Annotated in this window: 14 protein-coding genes, 1 riboswitch and 1 other annotated feature; of the genes, 1 reads left to right on the top strand and 13 read right to left on the bottom strand. The window is 42.0% G+C overall.

Going from position 1 to position 20,721, the window contains the following annotated elements:
• Positions 1 to 44: 44 nt before the first annotated feature.
• The 5 genes from IGI78_RS07260 to IGI78_RS07240 form a co-directional block, all read right to left on the bottom strand.
• Positions 45 to 1,706 (bottom strand): phosphoenolpyruvate carboxykinase (ATP), encoded by a 1,662-nt coding sequence (locus IGI78_RS07260; protein ID WP_195265825.1) that lies wholly within the window; start codon positions 1,704 to 1,706, stop codon positions 45 to 47.
• A gap of 423 nt (positions 1,707 to 2,129) precedes the next feature.
• Positions 2,130 to 3,497, bottom strand: a complete 1,368-nt coding sequence (gene rlmD / locus IGI78_RS07255) for a 23S rRNA (uracil(1939)-C(5))-methyltransferase RlmD (protein ID WP_128432674.1) — start codon at positions 3,495 to 3,497, stop codon at positions 2,130 to 2,132.
• 240 nt (positions 3,498 to 3,737) lie between these two features.
• Complete coding sequence (gene typA / locus IGI78_RS07250) at positions 3,738 to 5,576, bottom strand: translational GTPase TypA (RefSeq protein ID WP_005230064.1); 1,839 nt, start codon at positions 5,574 to 5,576, stop codon at positions 3,738 to 3,740.
• A gap of 129 nt (positions 5,577 to 5,705) precedes the next feature.
• On the bottom strand, positions 5,706 to 6,473 hold the full coding sequence (locus IGI78_RS07245) for an inositol monophosphatase family protein (RefSeq protein ID WP_194195442.1): 768 nt from the start codon (positions 6,471 to 6,473) through the stop codon (positions 5,706 to 5,708).
• An 8-nt stretch (positions 6,474 to 6,481) separates the two neighbouring features.
• On the bottom strand, positions 6,482 to 6,754 hold the full coding sequence (locus IGI78_RS07240; RefSeq protein WP_140966325.1) for a UPF0223 family protein: 273 nt from the start codon (positions 6,752 to 6,754) through the stop codon (positions 6,482 to 6,484).
• 218 nt (positions 6,755 to 6,972) lie between these two features.
• On the opposite strand from IGI78_RS07240, the gene IGI78_RS07235 reads away from it, so the two are divergent.
• Complete coding sequence (locus IGI78_RS07235) at positions 6,973 to 7,497, top strand: type 1 glutamine amidotransferase domain-containing protein (RefSeq protein ID WP_077453782.1); 525 nt, start codon at positions 6,973 to 6,975, stop codon at positions 7,495 to 7,497.
• Between the two features lie 72 nt (positions 7,498 to 7,569).
• Here IGI78_RS07235 and IGI78_RS07230 read toward each other — a convergent pair whose 3' ends face one another.
• The 8 genes from IGI78_RS07230 to wecB form a co-directional block, all read right to left on the bottom strand.
• Positions 7,570 to 8,769, bottom strand: coding sequence for an MFS transporter (locus IGI78_RS07230; protein WP_288362186.1), 1,200 nt, complete (start codon positions 8,767 to 8,769; stop codon positions 7,570 to 7,572).
• 162 nt (positions 8,770 to 8,931) lie between these two features.
• Positions 8,932 to 10,203, bottom strand: a complete 1,272-nt coding sequence (locus tag IGI78_RS07225; RefSeq protein WP_195265821.1) for an O-acetylhomoserine aminocarboxypropyltransferase/cysteine synthase family protein — start codon at positions 10,201 to 10,203, stop codon at positions 8,932 to 8,934.
• A gap of 50 nt (positions 10,204 to 10,253) precedes the next feature.
• Positions 10,254 to 10,507 (bottom strand) — a binding site (T-box leader).
• Between the two features lie 110 nt (positions 10,508 to 10,617).
• The gene (gene lpdA / locus IGI78_RS07220; RefSeq protein WP_005230052.1) at positions 10,618 to 12,024 is read right to left on the bottom strand and encodes a dihydrolipoyl dehydrogenase; all 1,407 of its coding nucleotides are present in this window, start codon (positions 12,022 to 12,024) and stop codon (positions 10,618 to 10,620) included.
• Between the two features lie 7 nt (positions 12,025 to 12,031).
• Complete coding sequence (locus tag IGI78_RS07215; protein WP_005236379.1) at positions 12,032 to 13,678, bottom strand: dihydrolipoyllysine-residue acetyltransferase; 1,647 nt, start codon at positions 13,676 to 13,678, stop codon at positions 12,032 to 12,034.
• A 25-nt stretch (positions 13,679 to 13,703) separates the two neighbouring features.
• Complete coding sequence (locus tag IGI78_RS07210) at positions 13,704 to 14,681, bottom strand: alpha-ketoacid dehydrogenase subunit beta (RefSeq protein WP_005230047.1); 978 nt, start codon at positions 14,679 to 14,681, stop codon at positions 13,704 to 13,706.
• Between the two features lie 2 nt (positions 14,682 to 14,683).
• The gene (gene pdhA / locus IGI78_RS07205) at positions 14,684 to 15,793 is read right to left on the bottom strand and encodes a pyruvate dehydrogenase (acetyl-transferring) E1 component subunit alpha (protein ID WP_005231936.1); all 1,110 of its coding nucleotides are present in this window, start codon (positions 15,791 to 15,793) and stop codon (positions 14,684 to 14,686) included.
• Between the two features lie 434 nt (positions 15,794 to 16,227).
• Positions 16,228 to 18,819 (bottom strand): magnesium-translocating P-type ATPase, encoded by a 2,592-nt coding sequence (gene mgtA / locus IGI78_RS07200; protein ID WP_077453788.1) that lies wholly within the window; start codon positions 18,817 to 18,819, stop codon positions 16,228 to 16,230.
• Between the two features lie 187 nt (positions 18,820 to 19,006).
• A riboswitch (M-box (ykoK) riboswitch) is annotated at positions 19,007 to 19,178 on the bottom strand.
• Between the two features lie 389 nt (positions 19,179 to 19,567).
• The gene (wecB, locus tag IGI78_RS07195) at positions 19,568 to 20,668 is read right to left on the bottom strand and encodes a non-hydrolyzing UDP-N-acetylglucosamine 2-epimerase (RefSeq protein WP_195265819.1); all 1,101 of its coding nucleotides are present in this window, start codon (positions 20,666 to 20,668) and stop codon (positions 19,568 to 19,570) included.
• Positions 20,669 to 20,721: the final 53 nt, after the last annotated feature.

Genomic DNA, 20,721 nt, shown 5'->3' with positions numbered 1-20,721 from the left:
GTTTCAGGAAGAAAAGCCGCTTGCGAAAGTTTGATTCAATTGAATTAACTAGGAAGCTCACTTAATTTAGAAATCACCTTTTCCATTGCCTTTGCTACTTCTTTAGGCAACTTATTATAGCCATCATTTTCTGTCTCCTGAGCCAAAATAAAGTCCAGCCGTCCTTGCATCCGCTCTCTTAAATGAGCAACATAAGAAGCATCTTGAAAATCAACATCAAAGCCTGTTACTGGCAGGAAACTCATCTCTGTGATCCCGCCAAAATTTTTAAATTCAGCCTCATCTTCTACGATTTTTTCAATCGATGTCAGCGTGACCTCAGGTGTGACCTTCTTGTCTTTGAAAAAGCCTGTATTTAGAATATAACAAGCCGTTTGGTTTTCTTTGAATAAGTGCATGAAATGAGCAAAATCTTCTCCTAAAGGATAAACTCTAAATGGATTGGCATAAGGTTCGATGACCAGTTTATCTATATCCGTGGTCTCGACAACATGTTCAGCTGTCGTACGCTTCGTAGCTAAGGTCAAACCAAAAACAGCGGCTAAAATCGGATCGTCAATTTTTACTACAGGAGGCAGCGTGTCATCTTTCATGATCCAAAATACTGCATCGATTGGCGAATCTAAATGATCCACCCGATTAGGTGTGACATACCGTGATTTGACGGTTCGGCCATTCCCGTTACGAATATCTTGGGTCACGAGGACCTTTTTTCCTCCCTCGTCCAAAGTAACCCCAACATTTTGACAGGTGATAAAGTAGCGGACATTTGGGTTGGTTAGTGGATAGTCTTGCGTTTTATCAAAATAAGAAGGCTCCAGAGCAGTGGATGCACCATTTGTTTGATTAATCACAAACGCATCGTCATGCAGAACCTTGATCTCATATTTGCCATCATGTTCCGCCAATGTGATAGTCGATTTTCCTGATCCTGAAAGACCAAAAGCAGCCATCGTAAATGTTCGATTCGGCAACTGATATTGCTTCATTCCCCCATGACACGCCACAAAGCCATTGCGATGCGCGGTAGCCCAAGCCAAAGTTAATGTCGCTTTTTTCAATTCACCAAAATAGTTTAAGCCTAAGACTGCCGCAACATTGTGTTCAGGATCAAAGAGAGACAGCCCATAAGGAAAATCAGGATGAGACCAATCTGGATCAGCGTACAAAAAAATGTCCGTCTCTGGATATTCTTTGGAACGTTGATACCTTTCCTCCCATGATTTCGTCATCAATTGAAAATTCAACAAATAAGAGTAAAAATTGGTTTCATAGTGCTCTGGTAACAACAGGTGTGCTTTGACCATAAATGCTTCGTCTAATCCTACAACAACTTCACTGCCATAAAATTTTTTACGTGTCCCTTGAAATAAAGCATCTCTTAAAATCCCTTCATACAATTTTCGATCAATCCCGGGATGTTCGATGATGCGTCGAGCTGCTGCTGTCCGTCCGACTACTTTTCCGTCATTGAACACGATGACTTTTGCATCCTCTGGTAAGCCTAACTCCTTGGTGTGGGTGACCGGCATATCCGTAAGAATAGCGCCAGAAGATTCTTTTGCTAAGTGATAGGCAGTGGCTAGATCATGAATCCAAGTGACATTGTTCCCATAAAAAGCTGACTCTATCAACACTTTAAAACTCGACAAATGCGCATTCTGCGGTGTAATCTCTTTGTGTGAAAATGCACGAATCGTTGCCATGTGCAATCCCTCCTAACAAAAATTTTCTATTCACTACGTTTATTATAATACTTTCTAATCACCACATGCCATATTTTTTTATACGCTTACATATTAATGGCCGACCAAACTTTATGTTGAGGGATTTGGATGTCTGCATATTTTAAGCTTCACTGCTTTTTGCATTGATTTTTCCCCGCTCATCAATAGTGAGAAAGAACAAAAAAACTGGAACAGAAAGAGTGTCTTTCAGTTCCAGTTTTTGGTTTTATCTTTCATCCATTCTAAACGTCACAATCGACGTAATTAGAGAGACAAATGGGTTATAGTTGCTTATTTCTCAGTTGACTCGCTTTCTCTAGTAACTTTGTTATCGTAAGACTTTATGACAATTACCATAAAAAGAACTCACGGTCAAAATCACTGAAAAGAACTCGTTTTTTCTTAACGACGTTCTAACAATACGACACACTCCACATGGGTCGTTTGTGGGAACAAATCAACAGGTTGGACTTCTTTTGTCACATATCCTTCTTCTTCAAACAACGCGAGGTCACGAGCCAAGGTTGCTGGATTGCAGGAAATGTAGACGATGCGCTCTGGTTTAACCGCAGCGGTCGTTTCAATAAAGCTGGCATCTAAACCTTTGCGAGGTGGATCAACGAAGACGACTGTCGGTTGAATGCCTTCGCGTAGCCATTGCGGCATGATTTTTTCGGCTTTACCGATAAAGTAATGCACGTTTTCGACACCATTTCTTTTGGCATTGGCTTTGGCATCGTTCACTGCTTCAGGAATCACTTCCATCCCTAACACTTCTTTCACGCGATCAGCCAAACTGATCCCGATAGTTCCGATTCCTGCATAGGCATCCACAACAACATCATTTTCAGACAGTTGTGCCATCTCGAAGGCGGTTTGGTACAAGACTTCTGTTTGCGCTGTGTTGACTTGGTAGAAAGATTTGGCTGAGATTTGGAAGGTTTTGCCTAATAATTGATCATCGATCGATGACTTGCCATACAACACACGCTCGAATTCCCCCATGATCACATTAGTTTTTTCTTCATTGATGTTTTGAATGACAGAAACAACTTCTGGAATCTCTTCGTGGATCACTTCCGCGATCTCTTCTCCCTTGAAGAATTTCGGTTTACGTGTCACTAATACGACCATCATTTCACCTGAGTGATGCCCACGACGAACGACAATGTGGCGTAAGAACCCTTCATGGGCTTCTTCATTGTAGGCTTTGACATTGAAGCGCTGCAAAATATCTCTGACTTTGATGATTGCTTGATCGATGTTTGGATCTTGAATATAAAAATCTTCGATCGGTACCAGAGTATGGCTGTTTTTGCGGTAAAATCCAGTCGTTAATTTTCCATGAATCTTTTGCACAGGGATTTGCGCTTTGTTGCGGTAACCAAATGGTTTTTCCATTCCGATTGGTGCATTGACCTTAATTTCAGGTAGTTTGGCGATTTTAGCCAAAACATTCTCTACTTGTTGCTGTTTGAAGGCTAATTGTTTGTCATAGCTCAAATGACTCAATGGGGCAATCCCGGTGCGCAACAATGCTTCATTCGGTAATTCTTGCCGATCAGGACTCGCTTGCAACAGTTTCATCACTTTCGCAAAACCAAATTTGTTGCCGACTTTCAACACTTTGACTAAGGCACGTTCATTTGGCAGGGTGTTTTCAATAAATAATAAGTACCCATCGACTTTGGCGATCCCATTTCCTTCATGGGAAAGGTCCAAAATATCGACTTCAAGTTCCTGATTCTTTTTAACAGGATAATTTTTCATAGATTTCTCCTTTGTGCTTACTTTCTCCATTTTAAAAAGGAATGGTCGAAATTGCAAGCGCTGCTTATTTTAACGGTTCAACAGATCGGGTAGACGTGCAAAAAAGAACCGAAGGAGGGAAATCGGCTGATTGCTTTTCTAGGGGTTGCGGCGAAGAGCCGCTGCACCACAGGAGCAATCCCTTTTCCATCCTTCGGAAAATCGAACAGATCAAAAGTTGGTAAAAACCTCGATCATTGTTTATTTGTCAGCTGTTTTTTTCTTTTTCTGTGATTTTTCCCGTTCGCTCTTGTTTAAGATTTGTTTTCTCAAACGAATGCTTTCTGGTGTTACTTCACAGTATTCGTCATCGTTCAAGAACTCCAATGATTCTTCTAGTGAAAGGATTCTTGGTTTCTTGATGACAGATGTTTGGTCTTTCGTCGCTGAACGAACGTTGGTCATTTGTTTTGCTTTCGTGATATTGACCGTTAAGTCATTGTCACGAGAGTTTTCGCCGACGATCATTCCTTCATATACTTCAGTACCTGGTTCAACGAAGACCGTTCCACGTTCTTCAATACTCATGATTGAGTAAGTCGTTGCTTTTCCTGTATCGATCGATACAAGTGCGCCGTGGTGGCGTCCGCCGATTTGCCCTTGAATCATTGGCAAGTACTGGTCGAAGGTGTGGTGCATGATACCGTAGCCGCGAGTCATTGATAGGAATTCTGTCGTATAGCCGATCAATCCACGAGCTGGTGCTAAGAAAATAATCCGTACTTGTCCATTTCCTGTATTGATCATATCTTGCATTTCTGCTTTACGAATCCCTAGTGATTCAATCACTGAACCCATGTATTCTTCTGGTGTGTCGATTTGCACCCGTTCAAATGGTTCGCATTTCACGCCATCAATTTCGCGTTCGATAACTTCTGGACGAGAAACTTGCAATTCAAAACCTTCACGACGCATGTTTTCAATCAAGATCGACAAATGAAGTTCGCCACGTCCTGAAACAGTCCAAGAATCTGGTCCGATTGGTTCAACACGTAGAGACACGTCTGTTTGTAGTTGCGCCATCAAGCGTTCTTCAATTTTACGAGCGGTTACGAATTTCCCTTCACGACCTGCAAATGGTGAGTTGTTCACGACAAAGGTCATTTGTAACGTTGGCTCATCAATGTGTAAAACAGGCAATGAATCTTGGTGATCGATCGGTGTGACTGTTTCACCAACGAAGATGTCTTCCATCCCAGAAACAGCGATCAAATCGCCAGCTTTCGCTTCTTGGATCTCTAAACGTTTCAAACCGAAGAAACCGAATAATTTTGTGACACGGAATTTCTTCACTTGGCCATCAAGTTTCATCAAAGCAACTTGGTCACCAACTTTGATCGTTCCACGGAAGACACGTCCGATTCCGATACGTCCAACGTAGTCATTGTAATCAAGTAAAGATACTTGGAATTGCAATGGCTCATCGCTGTTGTCGATTGGCGCTGGAATATGTTTTACGATCGTATCAAACAATGGTGCCATCGTTTTTTGTTGGTCGGCAGGATCATCTGATTCACTTGAGGTTCCGTTGATCGCTGAAGCGTAGATCACTGGGAAGTCCAATTGGTCATCATCGGCACCTAATTCGATAAATAGTTCTAATACTTCATCTACCACGTGCTCAGGACGAGCAGATGGTTTGTCGATTTTGTTAACAACAACGATTGGGACTAAATGTTGTTCCAATGCTTTTTTCAATACGAAACGTGTTTGAGGCATCGTTCCTTCATAAGCATCAACAACTAAAACAACACCATCGACCATTTTCATGATCCGCTCTACTTCACCACCGAAGTCCGCGTGTCCTGGGGTATCCATGATATTGATTTTGGTTCCGTTGTATTCAACCGCTGTATTTTTCGCTAAGATCGTGATACCACGTTCTTTTTCGATCGCATTTGAATCCATCGCCCGTTCTTGTAATTGGGTATGGCTATCTAACGTTTGGGATTGTTTCAATAATTCATCAACTAATGTAGTTTTTCCGTGGTCAACGTGGGCAATAATAGCGACGTTGCGGATATCATTTCTAATATTCAATTTATAAACTCCTTTTTTGGTGACATTGCACTCGACAAGCCATTATACCAGAATTTCTTTCTGAAATATAGTGCAAAGTTTTCATTTTTACAGAAAAAACCAGATATTAAAAAAATATCTGGTTTTTTCTTATTGATTGACGATCGCCAATAATTCTTCAAAAGCTTTCGGTGTACCGCCGACAAACAATTCCCGTCCATTCAGGGATAATGGCTCACCTTTGATGTTTGCCATTTTTAATCCAAGGGTTTCTAACAAAACGCCCCCTGGCGCATAATCCCATGGCGCAAGATGAGAAAGATAGCCTGCTCTTTGTCCTTTAGCGAGGGCGATCAGCTCTACTCCAGCACATCCAGTCATACGAATGCCTAATGCTTTGTCACTGACCTCAGTTTCATGGTGGCGGTTATGGATCAACATGGGTGAATTCAAGCCAACGAGACCTTCGGATAAGGCAATATCTTTCGGCGGTTCCATCTTCTTGCCATTGTTATAGACACCAATCTCTGGACCACCCCATAAGAATTCATCTTTCATGACATTATAGACAAAGCCAAAGCGCCCTTTGCCCTCTTCGTAGATCGCAATCATGATACAAAAGTTTTCTTTTTCCAACACGAAATTCATCGTTCCATCGATCGGATCAATGATGAAGACCCGCCCACTCATGTCAGCAAGTGTGTCCAGTCCGTTTTCTTCACCTAAAATTTTGGCATTCGGATCATAGGATTGGATCTTACCAATCAGAAAATCTTGCGTGGCTTTATCCAATTCTGTCACTAAGTCTTTCCGTCCTGATTTTGTCTCGACCACCAAGTCTTCTTTATTTAAATTGTCTTTGATCGTTTCGCCTGCAGCGATCATCCACTGGCGAACTTCATTAACGATTTCATGCATTCGTTGATCTACCCTTTCATTTTTAGTTTTCCCTCAGTCTTTTTCGCTGCCTGCACAGTATGGTATAGCGAATAGCCTGATAGTTCTTCAAATTCTCTACCTAAACGGCGTTCCTCGCCAATGCTAGGAACGACTTTTTTAAAGGCTTGATACGCCTCAAGAAACGTGCTGCTAGGAAGGCCTTTTTCATAGGCTTGTTCTAACCGTTCCCACATCTTCATGACGACGACCATTTCATCTGTCGACCAATCTAAGTCAAGAGGATATTGATAATCCCGCATAGTTTTCACCTCTAGTTTCTTTCTCTTCCAGTGTACCATAAAACCTCTTATTGTCGAAAAGAGGTTCTTTGGTACAAGCATTTTTTTATAGGTAATTTTCTTAAAAAAACTAACAAAGAATCACTCTGCTCGTTTAATCACCGACAGCAAAGCGGATATTTTGTTGTTTTTCTAGGCATTTGTTACACTTGTGTTAGCAACCTAAAGGAGGAATTCTCTTGCGTTTAGAAAACAAAAAAATCATTGCCTTAGTCGACAATGATTTCGAAGATTTAGAACTGTGGTATCCGGTCCATCGGTTACGGGAAGAAGGCGCACAAGTCGATTTAGTCGGTGAAGAAGCGCATAAAACGTATATTGGCAAATACGGCGTACCCGCAGAATCGGCCTTTGCTTTTTCTGATATTCATGCCGATGACTACGATGCCATCTTAGTTCCAGGTGGTTGGGCGCCTGATAAATTACGACGTTTCCCAGAGGTCATCTCTTTCGTGCAAACGATGGACAAAGACCAAAAAATCATTGGTCAAATCTGTCATGCAGGCTGGGTCTTGATTTCTGCGAATATCCTGCAAGGCAAGACAGTCACCAGTACGCCAGGCATCAAAGATGATATGACAAATGCTGGAGCCACATGGGTCGATACACCTGTGGTTACGGATGGACATATCGTTTCCAGCCGCCGTCCCCCAGATCTACCAGACTATATGCGGGAATTTATTGCTGTTTTAGAAAAGAAATAGTACCCGTTGATCAGATTCAAAAGAGTTGCGACCGAAGCAAATACGGCCGCAACTCTTTTTTCTACCTATCGATCATTCGCTTACGATCGCTAGTTTCTTGTTACTTTTAGGGATTTTTTTCACACCGATAAAGGTCAATGCAGCACCCAAAACGGCAAACCCAGTCCCAATCAAAAGCATTTCCCAAACACCGAAGCTTTGGATCAGCATCCCCCCTAAAAGATTGCCGATCACGCCACCGATCGTGGTAGCAATAATGATGATCGTTTGTCCAAAAACCCGGTCTTCATCTGCCAAACTATGGTTGAACAAATAAGCCGAAGCTGGAATAAACAAAGCAAAACTAACCCCTTGCATCAAATGGCTCATTTCCATCAGGATGATGGAGCTGATCAACAGCATCAGCACCCCACGAATTGCAAAGGCAACACTGGAAAACAACAGCCAAAAACGGCTAGACCGTATCCTCACTAACTGTTCAAAGAAAATCATGCCTGGCAATTCGCATAACGCCGCAACCATCAGGGCGATGCCAACTTCCTTACTGCCACCGCCAATATCGGCAAAAATTTGTGCCAAAAAACTGTTGATCATCGTGTGGAAGCTGAAGAGAAAGCTAAACCCGACAAAGAGAAAGAGTAAAAAAGGATATTTTTTCAAAAAGGCACCTGAATGCCTTTGTTCTGTAAGCATCACGGGCATTTCTGGCTTCTTGATCGCTGGCAGCAAAAGCAAAATAATGAGAAACAAAACGGCCTGCCCGATAGCGATCATAGGCAAAAGGGCTGCCGAAAACTCCTCCAAGAGCTGCCCCAGTAAAAAGGAAGTACCCGCAAATCCTAGTGACCCACCGGCACGGGAAAAGCCAAAATTGATTTTGTTGCCGCTATTCGTGTATTCAAACGCCAAGGCGTTGAGAAAGGACTGCATGGAAACGAGCAAAATCCCTCCTAAAACATAGGTCAGTATTGATAATGCAGGGAAAATCACACCTGCTAAGAGCACCGTGACCACGCCGATTGTCATCGTTTTCAAGACAACGATCAGCGGTACTTTGCTTTTTTTGATAATGACTTGACTGATGAAGGGCTGCAAAATCGTAGACGCAATATTGACTAGGGCTAAAATACCGCCAATTTTTGCCGGATCGACCTTGAAATAAATCAAAAAGAGTGTCGCAAAGCCATAGATTGAGCAAAACATCATCCAATAAAGAAATTGCAAACTTATGTAGTAAAACCGATTCCTCTTGTCACTTGCATGATTACGCATACATCCCCCACCTTATCCATATTCCTTAGCAACTAAATATAGCATAGAACCGATGGATTTACTATCCTTCTATCAACAGAAACCGCAGTTTTATTTGAAACACTAACCCACAACAAAAAAGCGCAGCATAGTATCCTGCGCTTTTCCTACTTATCCAACTATTTAGAGCTGTTGAAAAGCTTGTGTGAGATCTTCCAATAGATCATCGATGTTTTCCAATCCAATGGATAAGCGAATCGTCTCTGGACGAATTTTGGCTGCTGCAAGTTCTTCTACGCTAAGCTGTGAATGGGTCGTCGAAGCTGGATGGATGATCAAGGACTTTGCATCCCCGACATTTGCCAGCAAAGAGAAGAGCTTAGTTGCGCTACAAAAGGTTTTGCTTGCTTCTGCCCCACCCTTTAATCCGAAGGAAAAGACCGAACTGGTTCCTTTGGGGAAATACTCCTGCGCCCGTTCAAAATAGGGGCTGTCCGGCAGGGTTGGGAAATGAACCCAAGAAACTTCCGAGTGCTTGGCTAAAAATTCAGCAACTTGTTGCGCATTTTCTACATGACGTTCCATCCGCAACGAAAGCGTCTCGATGCCTAACAGCAACACCCATGAATTGAAGGGAGAAATCGCAGCGCCTGTATCCCGTAAAAGAATCGTTCGTGCCCGAGTGATATAGGCAGCGTTACCAGCGGCTTCTACCCATGAGATTCCATGGTAGCTATGATCGGGATCGACCAGCTTGGGAAATTTGCCATTTGTCCAATCAAAGTTGCCGCTGTCGATAATGGCCCCTCCCAAAGCAGCACCGTGACCACCGAGGTATTTTGTCGTGGAATAAACGACGATGTCCGCCCCATGCTCAAATCCTCGAAACAGATAGGGAGTCGCAAAGGTATTGTCAATGATGAGGGGAATCCCTGCTTCATGAGCGATCGCTGCAATCTTTTTAAAGTCGGCAATATCAATATCTGGATTGCCTAAAGACTCTAGAAAAACTGCTTTGGTATTTTCTTGGATGGCTGCTTTTAGTGCTGCCAGATCTTCACTATCAACAAAGCTTGTGGTGATGCCAAAATCTGGCATTGTATGGGCGAACAAATTATAGGTACCGCCATAAATTGAAGCAGCAGAAACGATATGATCTCCTGCTTGCGCGAGATTTAAAATTGCATAGGTGATCGCTGCTGAGCCAGAAGCCGTAGCTAACGCACCGACACCACCTTCTAAAAGGGCTAATCGTTCTTCTAGAACCGCGGTCGTCGGATTGGTAATACGGGTATAGATATTGCCATTTTCACTAAGACTAAATCTCGCTGCCGCTTGATCTGCGTCCTCAAACACATACGATGTGGTTTGATAAATGGGTACGGCGCGACTCCCTGTGGTAGGATCTGGTGTTTGTCCTCCGTGTAATTGAATCGTCTCAAATCTTTCTGTCATACTATTCCTCCTTAATAATGCAAATAAAAAAGCCCTCTGATATCGAAATATCAAAGGACGTGTTTACGTGTTACCACCTTTATTCAAGCAGACTTTTCAGCATGCTTCTCAGCAAGTACGCGACAAATAAACGTCGTTATACTTTGACGCGATAGCGGGCGCACCCGGATCTCCTTATCTTTCGTACAAGTTCAGAAGATCACCTTAGAGGCCATTTTCGATTGATCCTACAAGTTCTTCTTGCACCTTACGAAGACTCTCTAGGCTTGCCAAATCAATTTACTTTCCTCATCAACGGTTGAAATATTAAGAGCATCGTATCATTTCCAGAAGATTCTGTCAATAGCATAGGATCGCTTTATTTCTGGTGATAAAAAAACTCGTTCACCAAATGATGAACGAGTTTCACAAAGCTTAAATGTGGATTGGTAATCCTAGAGCTAACTCAGCAGCATCCATTGTGATCTCACCTAGAGATGGATGTGGATGGATCGTTAACGCGATATCTTCTGCGTTCATGCCAGATTCAATAGCAAGAGCAAGTTCTGAAACCATATCGCTTGCTCCTAGACCAGCAATTTGCGCACCGATGATCACATTGTCTTCAACCGTTGTTACTAAGCGGATGAATCCTTCAGTTTTTCCTAGAGATAACGCACGACCGTTACCTGAGAATGGGAATTTGAATGCTTTTGCTTCAATTCCAGCATCTTTGGCATCTTTGATCGTCATACCGACAGAAGCCAATTCTGGGTCAGTAAAGGCAACTGCTGGCATCGCTTTGTAATCAACGGCAACTTTTTTACCAGAGATTGCTTCAGCAGCGATTTTTGCTTCGTAGCTAGCTTTATGTGCTAATGCAGCACCAGGTACGATATCACCAATTGCGTAAATGTTTGATACGTTGGTACGGCCTTGTTTGTCAACCGTGATCAATCCGCGTTCGCCTACTTCAACACCTGCTTGTTCTAAGCCCATGTCATCAGTATTTGGACGACGACCAACAGTAACCATTACGTAATCAGCAGTAACTGATTCTTCTTTACCATCTACGGCATATTTCACAGTTACGCTATCGCCATTGTCAATTGCTTCTTTCGCCATTGCGTTGGTAACGACTGTTACACCTTTTTTCGCAAAGTCTTCTTCAACCAATTTGACCATGTCTTTTTCATAGGTTGGCAAGATTTGAGGAGAGCCTTCAAGGATCGTTACTTCTGCCCCTAGGTTTGCATAAGCTGCACCTAGTTCAGAACCGATGACACCGCCACCGATAACAACGAATTTTTTAGGAACTTCTTTTAATGCCAATCCGCCAGTTGAATCAAGAACACGTCCGCCGAATTTGAAACCAGGGATTTCAATTGGACGAGAACCTGTTGCGATGATTGCATTGTTGAAAGAGTATGTTTGTGCTGAATCTGGGTGGATGACACGCAATGTGTGATCATCAACGAAGAAAGCTTCTCCTTCAATCGTTTCTACTTTGTGTTTTTTCAATAGGAAACCAACACCTGAAGTTAATGTTTTAACGACTTTGTTGTCTTTCCATTCTTGAGTTTTGGTAAAATCAAGGGAAACATTTTCACTTGTTACACCAAACATTGTTGAATCCAAAGATTCTTGGTAATGATGACCTGCAGCGATCAAGGCTTTTGAAGGGATACAACCAACGTTCAAACAAACGCCGCCGATATATTCTCTTTCAATGATTGCTACTTTTTGTCCCATTTCAGCAGCGCGGATGGCAGCTACATAGCCGCCAGGTCCCGCACCGATTACAACTGTATCTAATTCAACAGCAAAATCTCCAACTACCATTTGTTAATCATCCTTCCATCATTAATAGCTCTGGATCAGCTAATAGACGTTTGATATTATTCATTGCTTGTTGCGCTGTTGCGCCATCAACGATACGGTGGTCGAAGCTTAATGAAAGTTTCATCACACGTCCGACAACGATTTCGCCTTCAGCGTTTACGATTGGTTGTTGCGCGATCGTACCTACACCCAAAATAGCTACTTCAGGGTAGTTGATTACTGGAGTGAACCAGCCGCCACCAACTGAACCGATGTTACTGATTGTGATGGTACCATTACGCATATCATCTGCAGCCAATTTGCCGTCATGAGCAAGTTTTGCTTTTTCGTTGATTTCATCAGCGATAGCAAACATGCCTTTACGATCTGCATCTTTTACGTTTGGTACATACAACCCATGGTCAGTATCTGTTGCGATACCGATGTTGTAATAGTTTTTGTATACGATCTCTTGTTTTGCATCATCGATTGACGCATTCAGGATAGGGAATTTTTTCACTGTTGCAGTCAATGCTTTTACAACATATGGTAAGAAAGTAAGTTTTGTGCCGTTTGCAGCAGCAACTTCTTTGAATTTCTTACGGTTATCCCATAGGTTTGTTACTTCAACTTCATCATGCAAGGTTACATGAGGTGCTGTTTGTTTGCTGTTTACCATCGCTTTAGCGATTGCTTTACGGGTAGGTGTTAAGGCCACACGTTCTTCTAAATCACCTAAGTTTGATTTGAAGGCTTTTGCTGGAGCTGCTGGTTTGCTTTCAGTTGCTGCAGCTTTTGTTTCTTCTTTCGCAGGAGCTTGAGTTTCAGCTTTTGCAGCTTGTCCGCCACCTGATAGGAAGTTTTCGATATCTTCTTTTGTTACACGGCCGCCTTTACCTGTTGCTGATACTTGAGAAATATCAACATCTTTTTCGCGAGCAAATTGACGGACAGAAGGCATAGCCAAGACACGTTTGTTAGGATCTGCTGCTTCAACAACACTTGCTGAACCAGAAGTTTCCACTTTTTCTTTTGGTGCTTCTGCAGGTGCGCTTGATGAAGCAGGCGCACTGTTGTGACCAGGTGCGTCGATTTCAACTAAAACATCTCCAACATTTGCGACTGTTCCTTCAGCAACAACGATGTTTTTCACTGTTCCTGTTACTGGAGATGGGATTTCTTCCACTGATTTGTCGTTTTGAACTTCAAGCAACGTATCATCTTCATTGATGGTATCTCCTGCTTTAACGAACCATTTTACGATTTCGCCTTCTGCAATTCCTTCACCGATATCTGGTAATTTGAATTGGAAAACGCCTGCGCCTTCAGAAGAACCAGCTGATGCTTCAGCCGTTTCCGTTGTAGGTTCTGCCGCTGGTTTTGCTGGTGTTTGAGACTCTGCTGCTACACCTGCATCGCCTTCGTTGTCTTCATGTCCTGGTGCATCGATCTCAACAAGGACATCTCCAACGTTTGCGACTGTACCTTCAGGGACAACGATGTTTTTCACTGTTCCTGTTACTGGAGATGGAATTTCTTCCACTGATTTATCATTTTGAACTTCTAGTAAGGTATCATCTTCATTGATGGTATCCCCTGCTTTGACGAACCATTTTACGATTTCGCCTTCTGCAATTCCTTCACCGATATCCGGTAATTTAAATTGAAATGCCATTTTCTATTCTTCCCTTCTTCAACTATTAAAAGTTCACGATTTCTTTCACTTTGTCTTCGATGTCTTTTGCATTTGGCAACCAAATGTTTTCAGCTTGACCGAATGGGAAGATCGTATCTGGTGCAGACACGCGTCCGATTGGAGCTTCTAGTGATAGAACCGCACGTTCAGAAATTTCAGAAACGACTTGAGCGCCAACACCTGCTTGTTTTTGTGCTTCTTGAACGACAACTACACGACCAGTTTTTTCAACTGATTTGATGATCGTTTCAACATCAAGAGGAGCAACTGTACGCAAGTCGATGATTTCAGCGTTGATGTTTTCTTTTGCTAAGTTGTCAGCAGCTTTGATTGCTTCACGAACCATCGCACCATAAGTGATGATTGAAACATCAGAACCTTCACGAGTGACTGCTGCTTTGTCTAAAGGAACTTCGTATGCTTCTTCTGGCACTTCTTCACGGAATGAACGGTAAAGTTTCATGTGCTCTAAGAAAACAACTGGGTCATTGCTGCGGATAGAAGCAATCAATAATCCTTTTGCATCATATGGGTTTGATGGAATAACGACACGGATACCAGGTGATTGAGCGATCAATCCTTCCAAGTTATCTGAGTGTAATTCTGGTGTGTGCACACCGCCACCAAATGGTGAGCGAATAGTGATTGGTAAATTACGTGTACCACCCATACGGTAACGAGTACGCGCCATTTGACCAACGATTTCGTCAAAGGTTTCAAATACGAAACCAAAGAATTGGATTTCTGGAACTGGACGGAAACCTTCTAATGCTAAACCGAAAGCCAAGCCGCCGATACCAGATTCAGCAAGAGGGGTATCGAAGACACGATCTTCACCGAATTTTTCTTGTAAACCTTCTGTTGCACGGAAAACCCCGCCGTTTTTACCGACATCTTCACCAAAGACTAAAATCTCTTTGTCATTTTCCATTTCAACAGCTAAGGCATCTGTAATTGCTTGAATCATTGTTTTTTGTGCCATGACTATTTCGACTCCTTCGCTTCGTAAGTTGCAATTTGTTCTTTAATGTTTTGTGGTTGAACTTCAAACATGTTTTTCAAGAAATCTGAAACTTTTTGTTTTGGCACGCGGTCAGCTTCAGCGATCGCTGCTTTGATTTCTTCTTTTGTTTGTTCAATGACTTGTTCTTCTTTTTCTTCAGACCAAAGTCCTTTTTCAGTTAAGTAAGTACGGAAACGTACCAATGGATCTTTTTGTTGCCATTCGCTGTCCATGTCTTTTGAACGGTAACGGGTTGGATCATCACCAGACAATGTATGTGGACCGTAACGGTAAGTCAAGGTTTCAATCAATACAGGACCGTTGCCGTTTGCTGCCCATTCACGAGCTGCTTTAGAAACATAGTACACTGCCAATGGATCCATACCGTCAACTTGGATACCAGGGATCCCAGCTGCTGCAGCTTTTTGTGCCAAGGTTGGTGCCGCACTTTGTACTTCACGAGGTGTAGAGATCGCAAAACCATTGTTTTGGATGTAGAATACAGCGTTTGCATGGTAAGCCCCTGCAAAGTTGATTGCTTCATAGAAGTCCCCTTGTGAAGAACCGCCATCACCTGTATAAGTAAATACTACATTTTTCTTGTTACGTTTTTTCAATCCTAAAGCAACACCGGCTGCTTGGACGTATTGTGCACCAATGATGATTTGTGGTGGCAATGCTTTTAAATCTTCTGGGTAAAGGTTCCCAGCAACGTGACCACGTGACCATAAGAAAGCTTCTTTCAATGGCAGGCCGTGTTGGATCAATTGTGGTACATCACGGTAACCAGGTAATAAAACGTCTTCTTTTTCAAAAGCAAATTGACTTGCTAATTGGCTTGCTTCTTGTCCAGCAGTTGGCGCGAAGAAACCTAGACGACCTTGACGGTTTAACGCAGTTGAGCGTTGGTCTAATACACGAGACCATACCATACGAGTCATCAATTCAACTAATTCGTCGTCACTTAAATCTGGTACTAACTCTTGATTTACAATTTTCCCGTCTTTGTCCAAAGCTTGGTAAGTTGGAAAATCCGCATTGACTTGCTCCAAAATCGCTTGGAAATCAAGTGCTTTTTGTTTTTTTGCCATCTTGACACACTTTCCTCTCTGATATAAAAATTCACTTTCGTATGTAACAGGGTTTAAATCTGTACTATCGAAATTTCATTTACTCTTATAAATTATCATTTAACTTCGAAAATGACAAGTGAAAAGGGTATTTTTTTTAATAAAAGAATTCCCACTGTAGCAACTCTTAAGAAAACATTAGTGAAATTAATCACATTAAAGCAATCGCTTTCTTCGATTTTTTCTTTTCAGATTCTTTTTTTTATTTAAGAATAGTACAGCAATCATCATTATACAAAACAGATTAAGCATAATCCTTTTATTATCACTTGTGAAAGATTCGACTTGGATCTAAGAGAAATTTCTTAATATGAGAAAAAAATAATACAGAGAACGGATAAAAAGAAACAGATCGGCCGTTCTCCCCTTGTTAGGAAGAACGCCGACCTGTTTTTTTAAATCCATTCTCTCGTGACATGAATGTAAATGCGTTTCGCAAACTCAACTGTTACTAAATAAGCTAGATTGATACCGACATACCATGGCCAGTAACTTGATGGCAGTGCTGCAAAATCAAAGACGGTATGCAATGGCGTCAAGATGACCAAGAAGCCAACTGCAATCGCTAGAACACTTGAAATCAAAACTGCAGGTGATGCCATACTTTTGATAAATGGTAATTTTCTCGTTCTGATCATGTGAACGACTAAGGTTTGTGTCGTTAAGCCAATCATAAACCATCCTGCTTGGAACAAGGCTTGCTCTTGGATGGTATTTGCACTAAAGACATGCCACATCATAAAGAAGGTCAAAATATCGAAGATGCTGCTAACAGGTCCAATGCCGACGGTAAACTTCAATAGTCCACCCACTTGCCATTTAACTGGTTTTTCTAACTCTTCTTTATCTACGTTGTCCCATGGAATCGTCAATTGAGCCATATCGTACACCAAGTTTTGAACCAACAGTTGAATGGACAACATTGGTAAGAAAGGTAAAAAGGCACTAGCAACTAAAATCGAGAACACATTCCCGAAATTCGAACTCAAAGTCATTTTGATGTACTTCATCATATTGGTAAATACTTTGCGGCCTTCGATGACCCCTTTATCAAGGACATTCAAACTTTTTTCTAATAAAATGATCGAGCTGGCATCTTTGGTGATATCTGCTGCGGTATCAACCGAGATACCTACATCTGCCGTGCGTAAAGCAGGCGCATCGTTAATGCCATCTCCCATAAAGCCGACCGTATGGCCTGCCGCTTGAATGGTTTCAATGATTCGGGATTTTTGCATTGGATTTAATTTTGCAAACAGATTGGTTTTTGCAGCTTTCTCTGCTAACTCTTCATCTGACAGATGATCTATATCGGTTCCTAATAAGTATTCATCAGCATCGATCCCAACATCTCGACAAACTTTTTGCGCAACGATCGCATTATCTCCCGTCAACACTTTGACATTGATGCCATGACCGTGTAAAGAAGCAATCGCTGTTTTTGCTGTTTCTTTTGCTGGATCTAAGAAGCCCATAAAGCCAATCATGATCATGTCTTGTTCATCTTCTACAGAATAAACGGCATCTGCGTGAGCATCACGTTTTACAGCAACAGTCAACACGCGCATTCCTTGTTTGTTCAAGCGCAAATTCACTTGACGCAATTGTTCTCTCAATTGAGGAGTCAATTCCATCACTTTGCCATCAACTTCTACATACTTGCAGACTTGTTCCATTTCCTCGGCTGCCCCTTTAGTGACCATCAGTTGATGACCATCTGCATTGACCACAACCGTCAAGCGGCGACGTGAGAAGTCAAACGGAATCTCATCGATTTTTGTCACATCGTTAAATGGCGCTGACAAGCCTTCTTCTTCATAGTAGTTTAAGACAGCAATATCCATCAGGTTTTTCCACCCTGTTTGATAGTAAGAATTTAAATACGTCATATCAAGGACTTGTTTATCTTCTACGCCAAATGGGTTTAAATGCTGTACCAGTACAACACGATCTTCGGTGATCGTACCCGTTTTATCGGTACATAAAACATCCATTGCGCCTAAGTTTTGTATAGAAGGCAACTCTTTGACGATCACTTTTTCTTTTGATAAAGAGATCGCCCCTTTGGCTAAGTTACTGGTGACGATCATTGGTAGCATTTCTGGCGTCAAACCAACTGCTACTGCAATCGCGAAGAACAACGCTTCGCCCCAATCGCCCTTGGTCAAACCATTGATCAGTAAAACGATTGGGAAAAGAACCATGACCATTCGCAACAATAGTTTGCTGACTTTCGTTAAGCCATCTTCAAAAGTTGTTTTGCCGCGTTTCGTGGTCGCATTTTTAGCTATATCGCCAAAGAATGTACTTTGACCGGTTTTCAATATAATGGCTTTTCCTTGACCACTTAAGACATCGGTACCCATGAAAACAAGATCTTGCATATCTAGTGCAGAAATTTGTTCATCACTTTCTTTGATCCCAGCATCCACAAATTTTTCAACTGGCATTGACTCGCCAGTTAATGATGATTGATTGATAAATAAATCTTTGGTCCAAATCAAGATGGCATCAGCAGGGATCATATCGCCGGTTGCTAAGGTGACGATGTCTCCTGGAACGACTTCATCCATTGGAATTTCTCTCGTGATACCATCTCGAGTGACGGAACAAGTATTTTCAATAAGTTCTTTTAACGCTAAGCTTGCTTTTTGGGAACGGTATTCTTGGACGAAAGTAATCATGACACTTGCCAAAATCATGATTCCCATCACGATCACTGCTTCAATATCGCCTGTTACAAAAGAAATAACCATTAATAATGCCAAAACTAACACAAAAGGATCTTTGAAAGCACCTAGGATCATCAACCAAGCAGGTGTTGGTTTTTGCGCATCCACTTTGTTTGGACCATACTCTGCCAAACGTTCTGCAGCATCTTCTTCCGATAACCCTTGGAAAGATGTCCGCATTTCCATCAGCAATTCTCTTTCGGTCAATTTTGCCAGTAATTTTAATTCTTGATCTTTCGATAGTTTTTTTAACATCTTTTTTTCCTCCTAGCACTTAGGAGTTGCTTACGCCACCCCTAGCGATTCGATAATTACTCCGCTGTTTCATCTGGGGACTGGGGTATTCCATGTGAATCTTCCTTTCTTTTTATTAGGTAAGTCACTGTGGAACGCGCGTAAAAGACACAAAAAAACGCACGCTCCCAATAAGCATGCGTAAAAAACTCATGATCATTGTAGAGCTTTAGCACTATAGGGCGTAGATAGCAAATCTGCTATCAGCTACTTTGGGTTTAACCTTCACGATTAGACCTGTCCTACCAACTAAGTATCTCTCGATACTTTTGCGGCAGCAGCTTGTGTCCATATAGGAGCCTCACCTAACAATTATTTGTATAAAATGTCAGTTCGTCGGAAGTCTTCCTTCCAACTACCCACATAATAACTGCTATCCTAGCCAATGTCAACCGCAACAATGGAAAAAAGCACCCTTTTTTCTTAGATTTTCGTTCGTTTTTAAATGAAAGGTCTTACAATAAAATAACAACGTTAAAGAACTGCTGTGATTTTATACGTGATAAAACTTTTTTCATGAATAGATAGAAAGTTTCTCCTAACAAAAGCCATAGCACAACAAGCCGTTCGTCTATCCCCTTGAACGAAAAAATGAAAAAGATAATACAGTACATTCCTTAAACTTGCACAAAAAAATAGACAGCCATTTATCAAATAGCTGTCTAATCATCTATTGTTTTTCATACTGAGAGATTGTTCTTTCTAACTCTCACGAAAAATGTTCAACTAAAATCTGCAGGATTCGCTGGCTTGCTTTCCCATCGCCATAGGGATTTTCTGCATGTGCCATGGAATTGTAAGCTTCTGGATCCTCTAGTAGTCGCTTCGTTTCTTGATAAACTGCAGCTTCAGACGTACCGATCAGTTTTAACGTACCTGCAGCAATTCCTTCCGGACGCTCTGTTGTATCTCTCAGGACCAAAACAGGAACGCCTAACGACGGTGCTTCTTCTTGGACACCGCCAGAATCCGTTAAAATCAAGGTACTTTGATTGGCAACATTGTGAAAATCAATGACGTCTAAAGGCTCAATCAGCGTGACATTTTCTAGTTCCCCAAGTATCTCCATAGCAATCCCTCGGACTTGAGGATTCTTGTGCATAGGAAAAACCACTTTGATGGTTGGTTTCTCCTTAGCGATTTTCGCTAAAGCGCGGAAGACTTGCTGCATCGGAACACCTAAGTTTTCTCGACGGTGCATTGTCAGAAGAATTATGGTTTGATCTGCTGCAGAAAGTTCTGGATGCTGATAATCCTCCGAGATCGTATAACGCATCGCATCAATGGCGGTATTCCCCGTTACAAAAATTGCATCTTTATTGCGATTTTCCGCTAATAAATTTTCTTTACTTTGGGCAGTTGGCGCAAAATAAAAATCGGCTAAAACATCGATCAGCTGACGATTGGCTTCCTCCGGATAAGGAGATTTTTTGTTCCATGTACGCAAACCGGCTTCCACATGCCCCACAGGAATCTGCTGATAGAAGGCAGCCGTCGCGGCGGCGTATGCTGTGGTTGTATCCCCGTGAACGAGTACGATATCAGGGGTTTCTTTTTGCAAGATTGGTTCCAGATCCAGCAAAACTTTGGTGGTGATTCCTGTCAAAGTTTGCCCTAAAGTCATAATATCCAGATCATAATCTGGTATGATTTCAAAAACCGTTAAAACTTGATCCAACATTTCTCGATGCTGCGCCGTCACCACAACGATCGATTCAAAACGCGGGTCGTTTTCCAATTCCTTTACTAGTGGCGCCATTTTGATGGCTTCCGGTCTGGTACCGAACACTGACATCACTTTGATTGTCATTTGGTCACCCGCTCCTCTACTCTTCATTGCTTCTATTATAACGAAGAAAACAG

The sequence above is a fragment of the Enterococcus sp. DIV1767 genome (genome assembly GCF_050542585.1).
GTDB lineage: Bacteria > Bacillota > Bacilli > Lactobacillales > Enterococcaceae > Enterococcus_D > Enterococcus_D innesii.
Note: the sequence above shows the minus strand (reverse complement) of the source record. Positions and strands in the feature narration are given on the sequence as shown.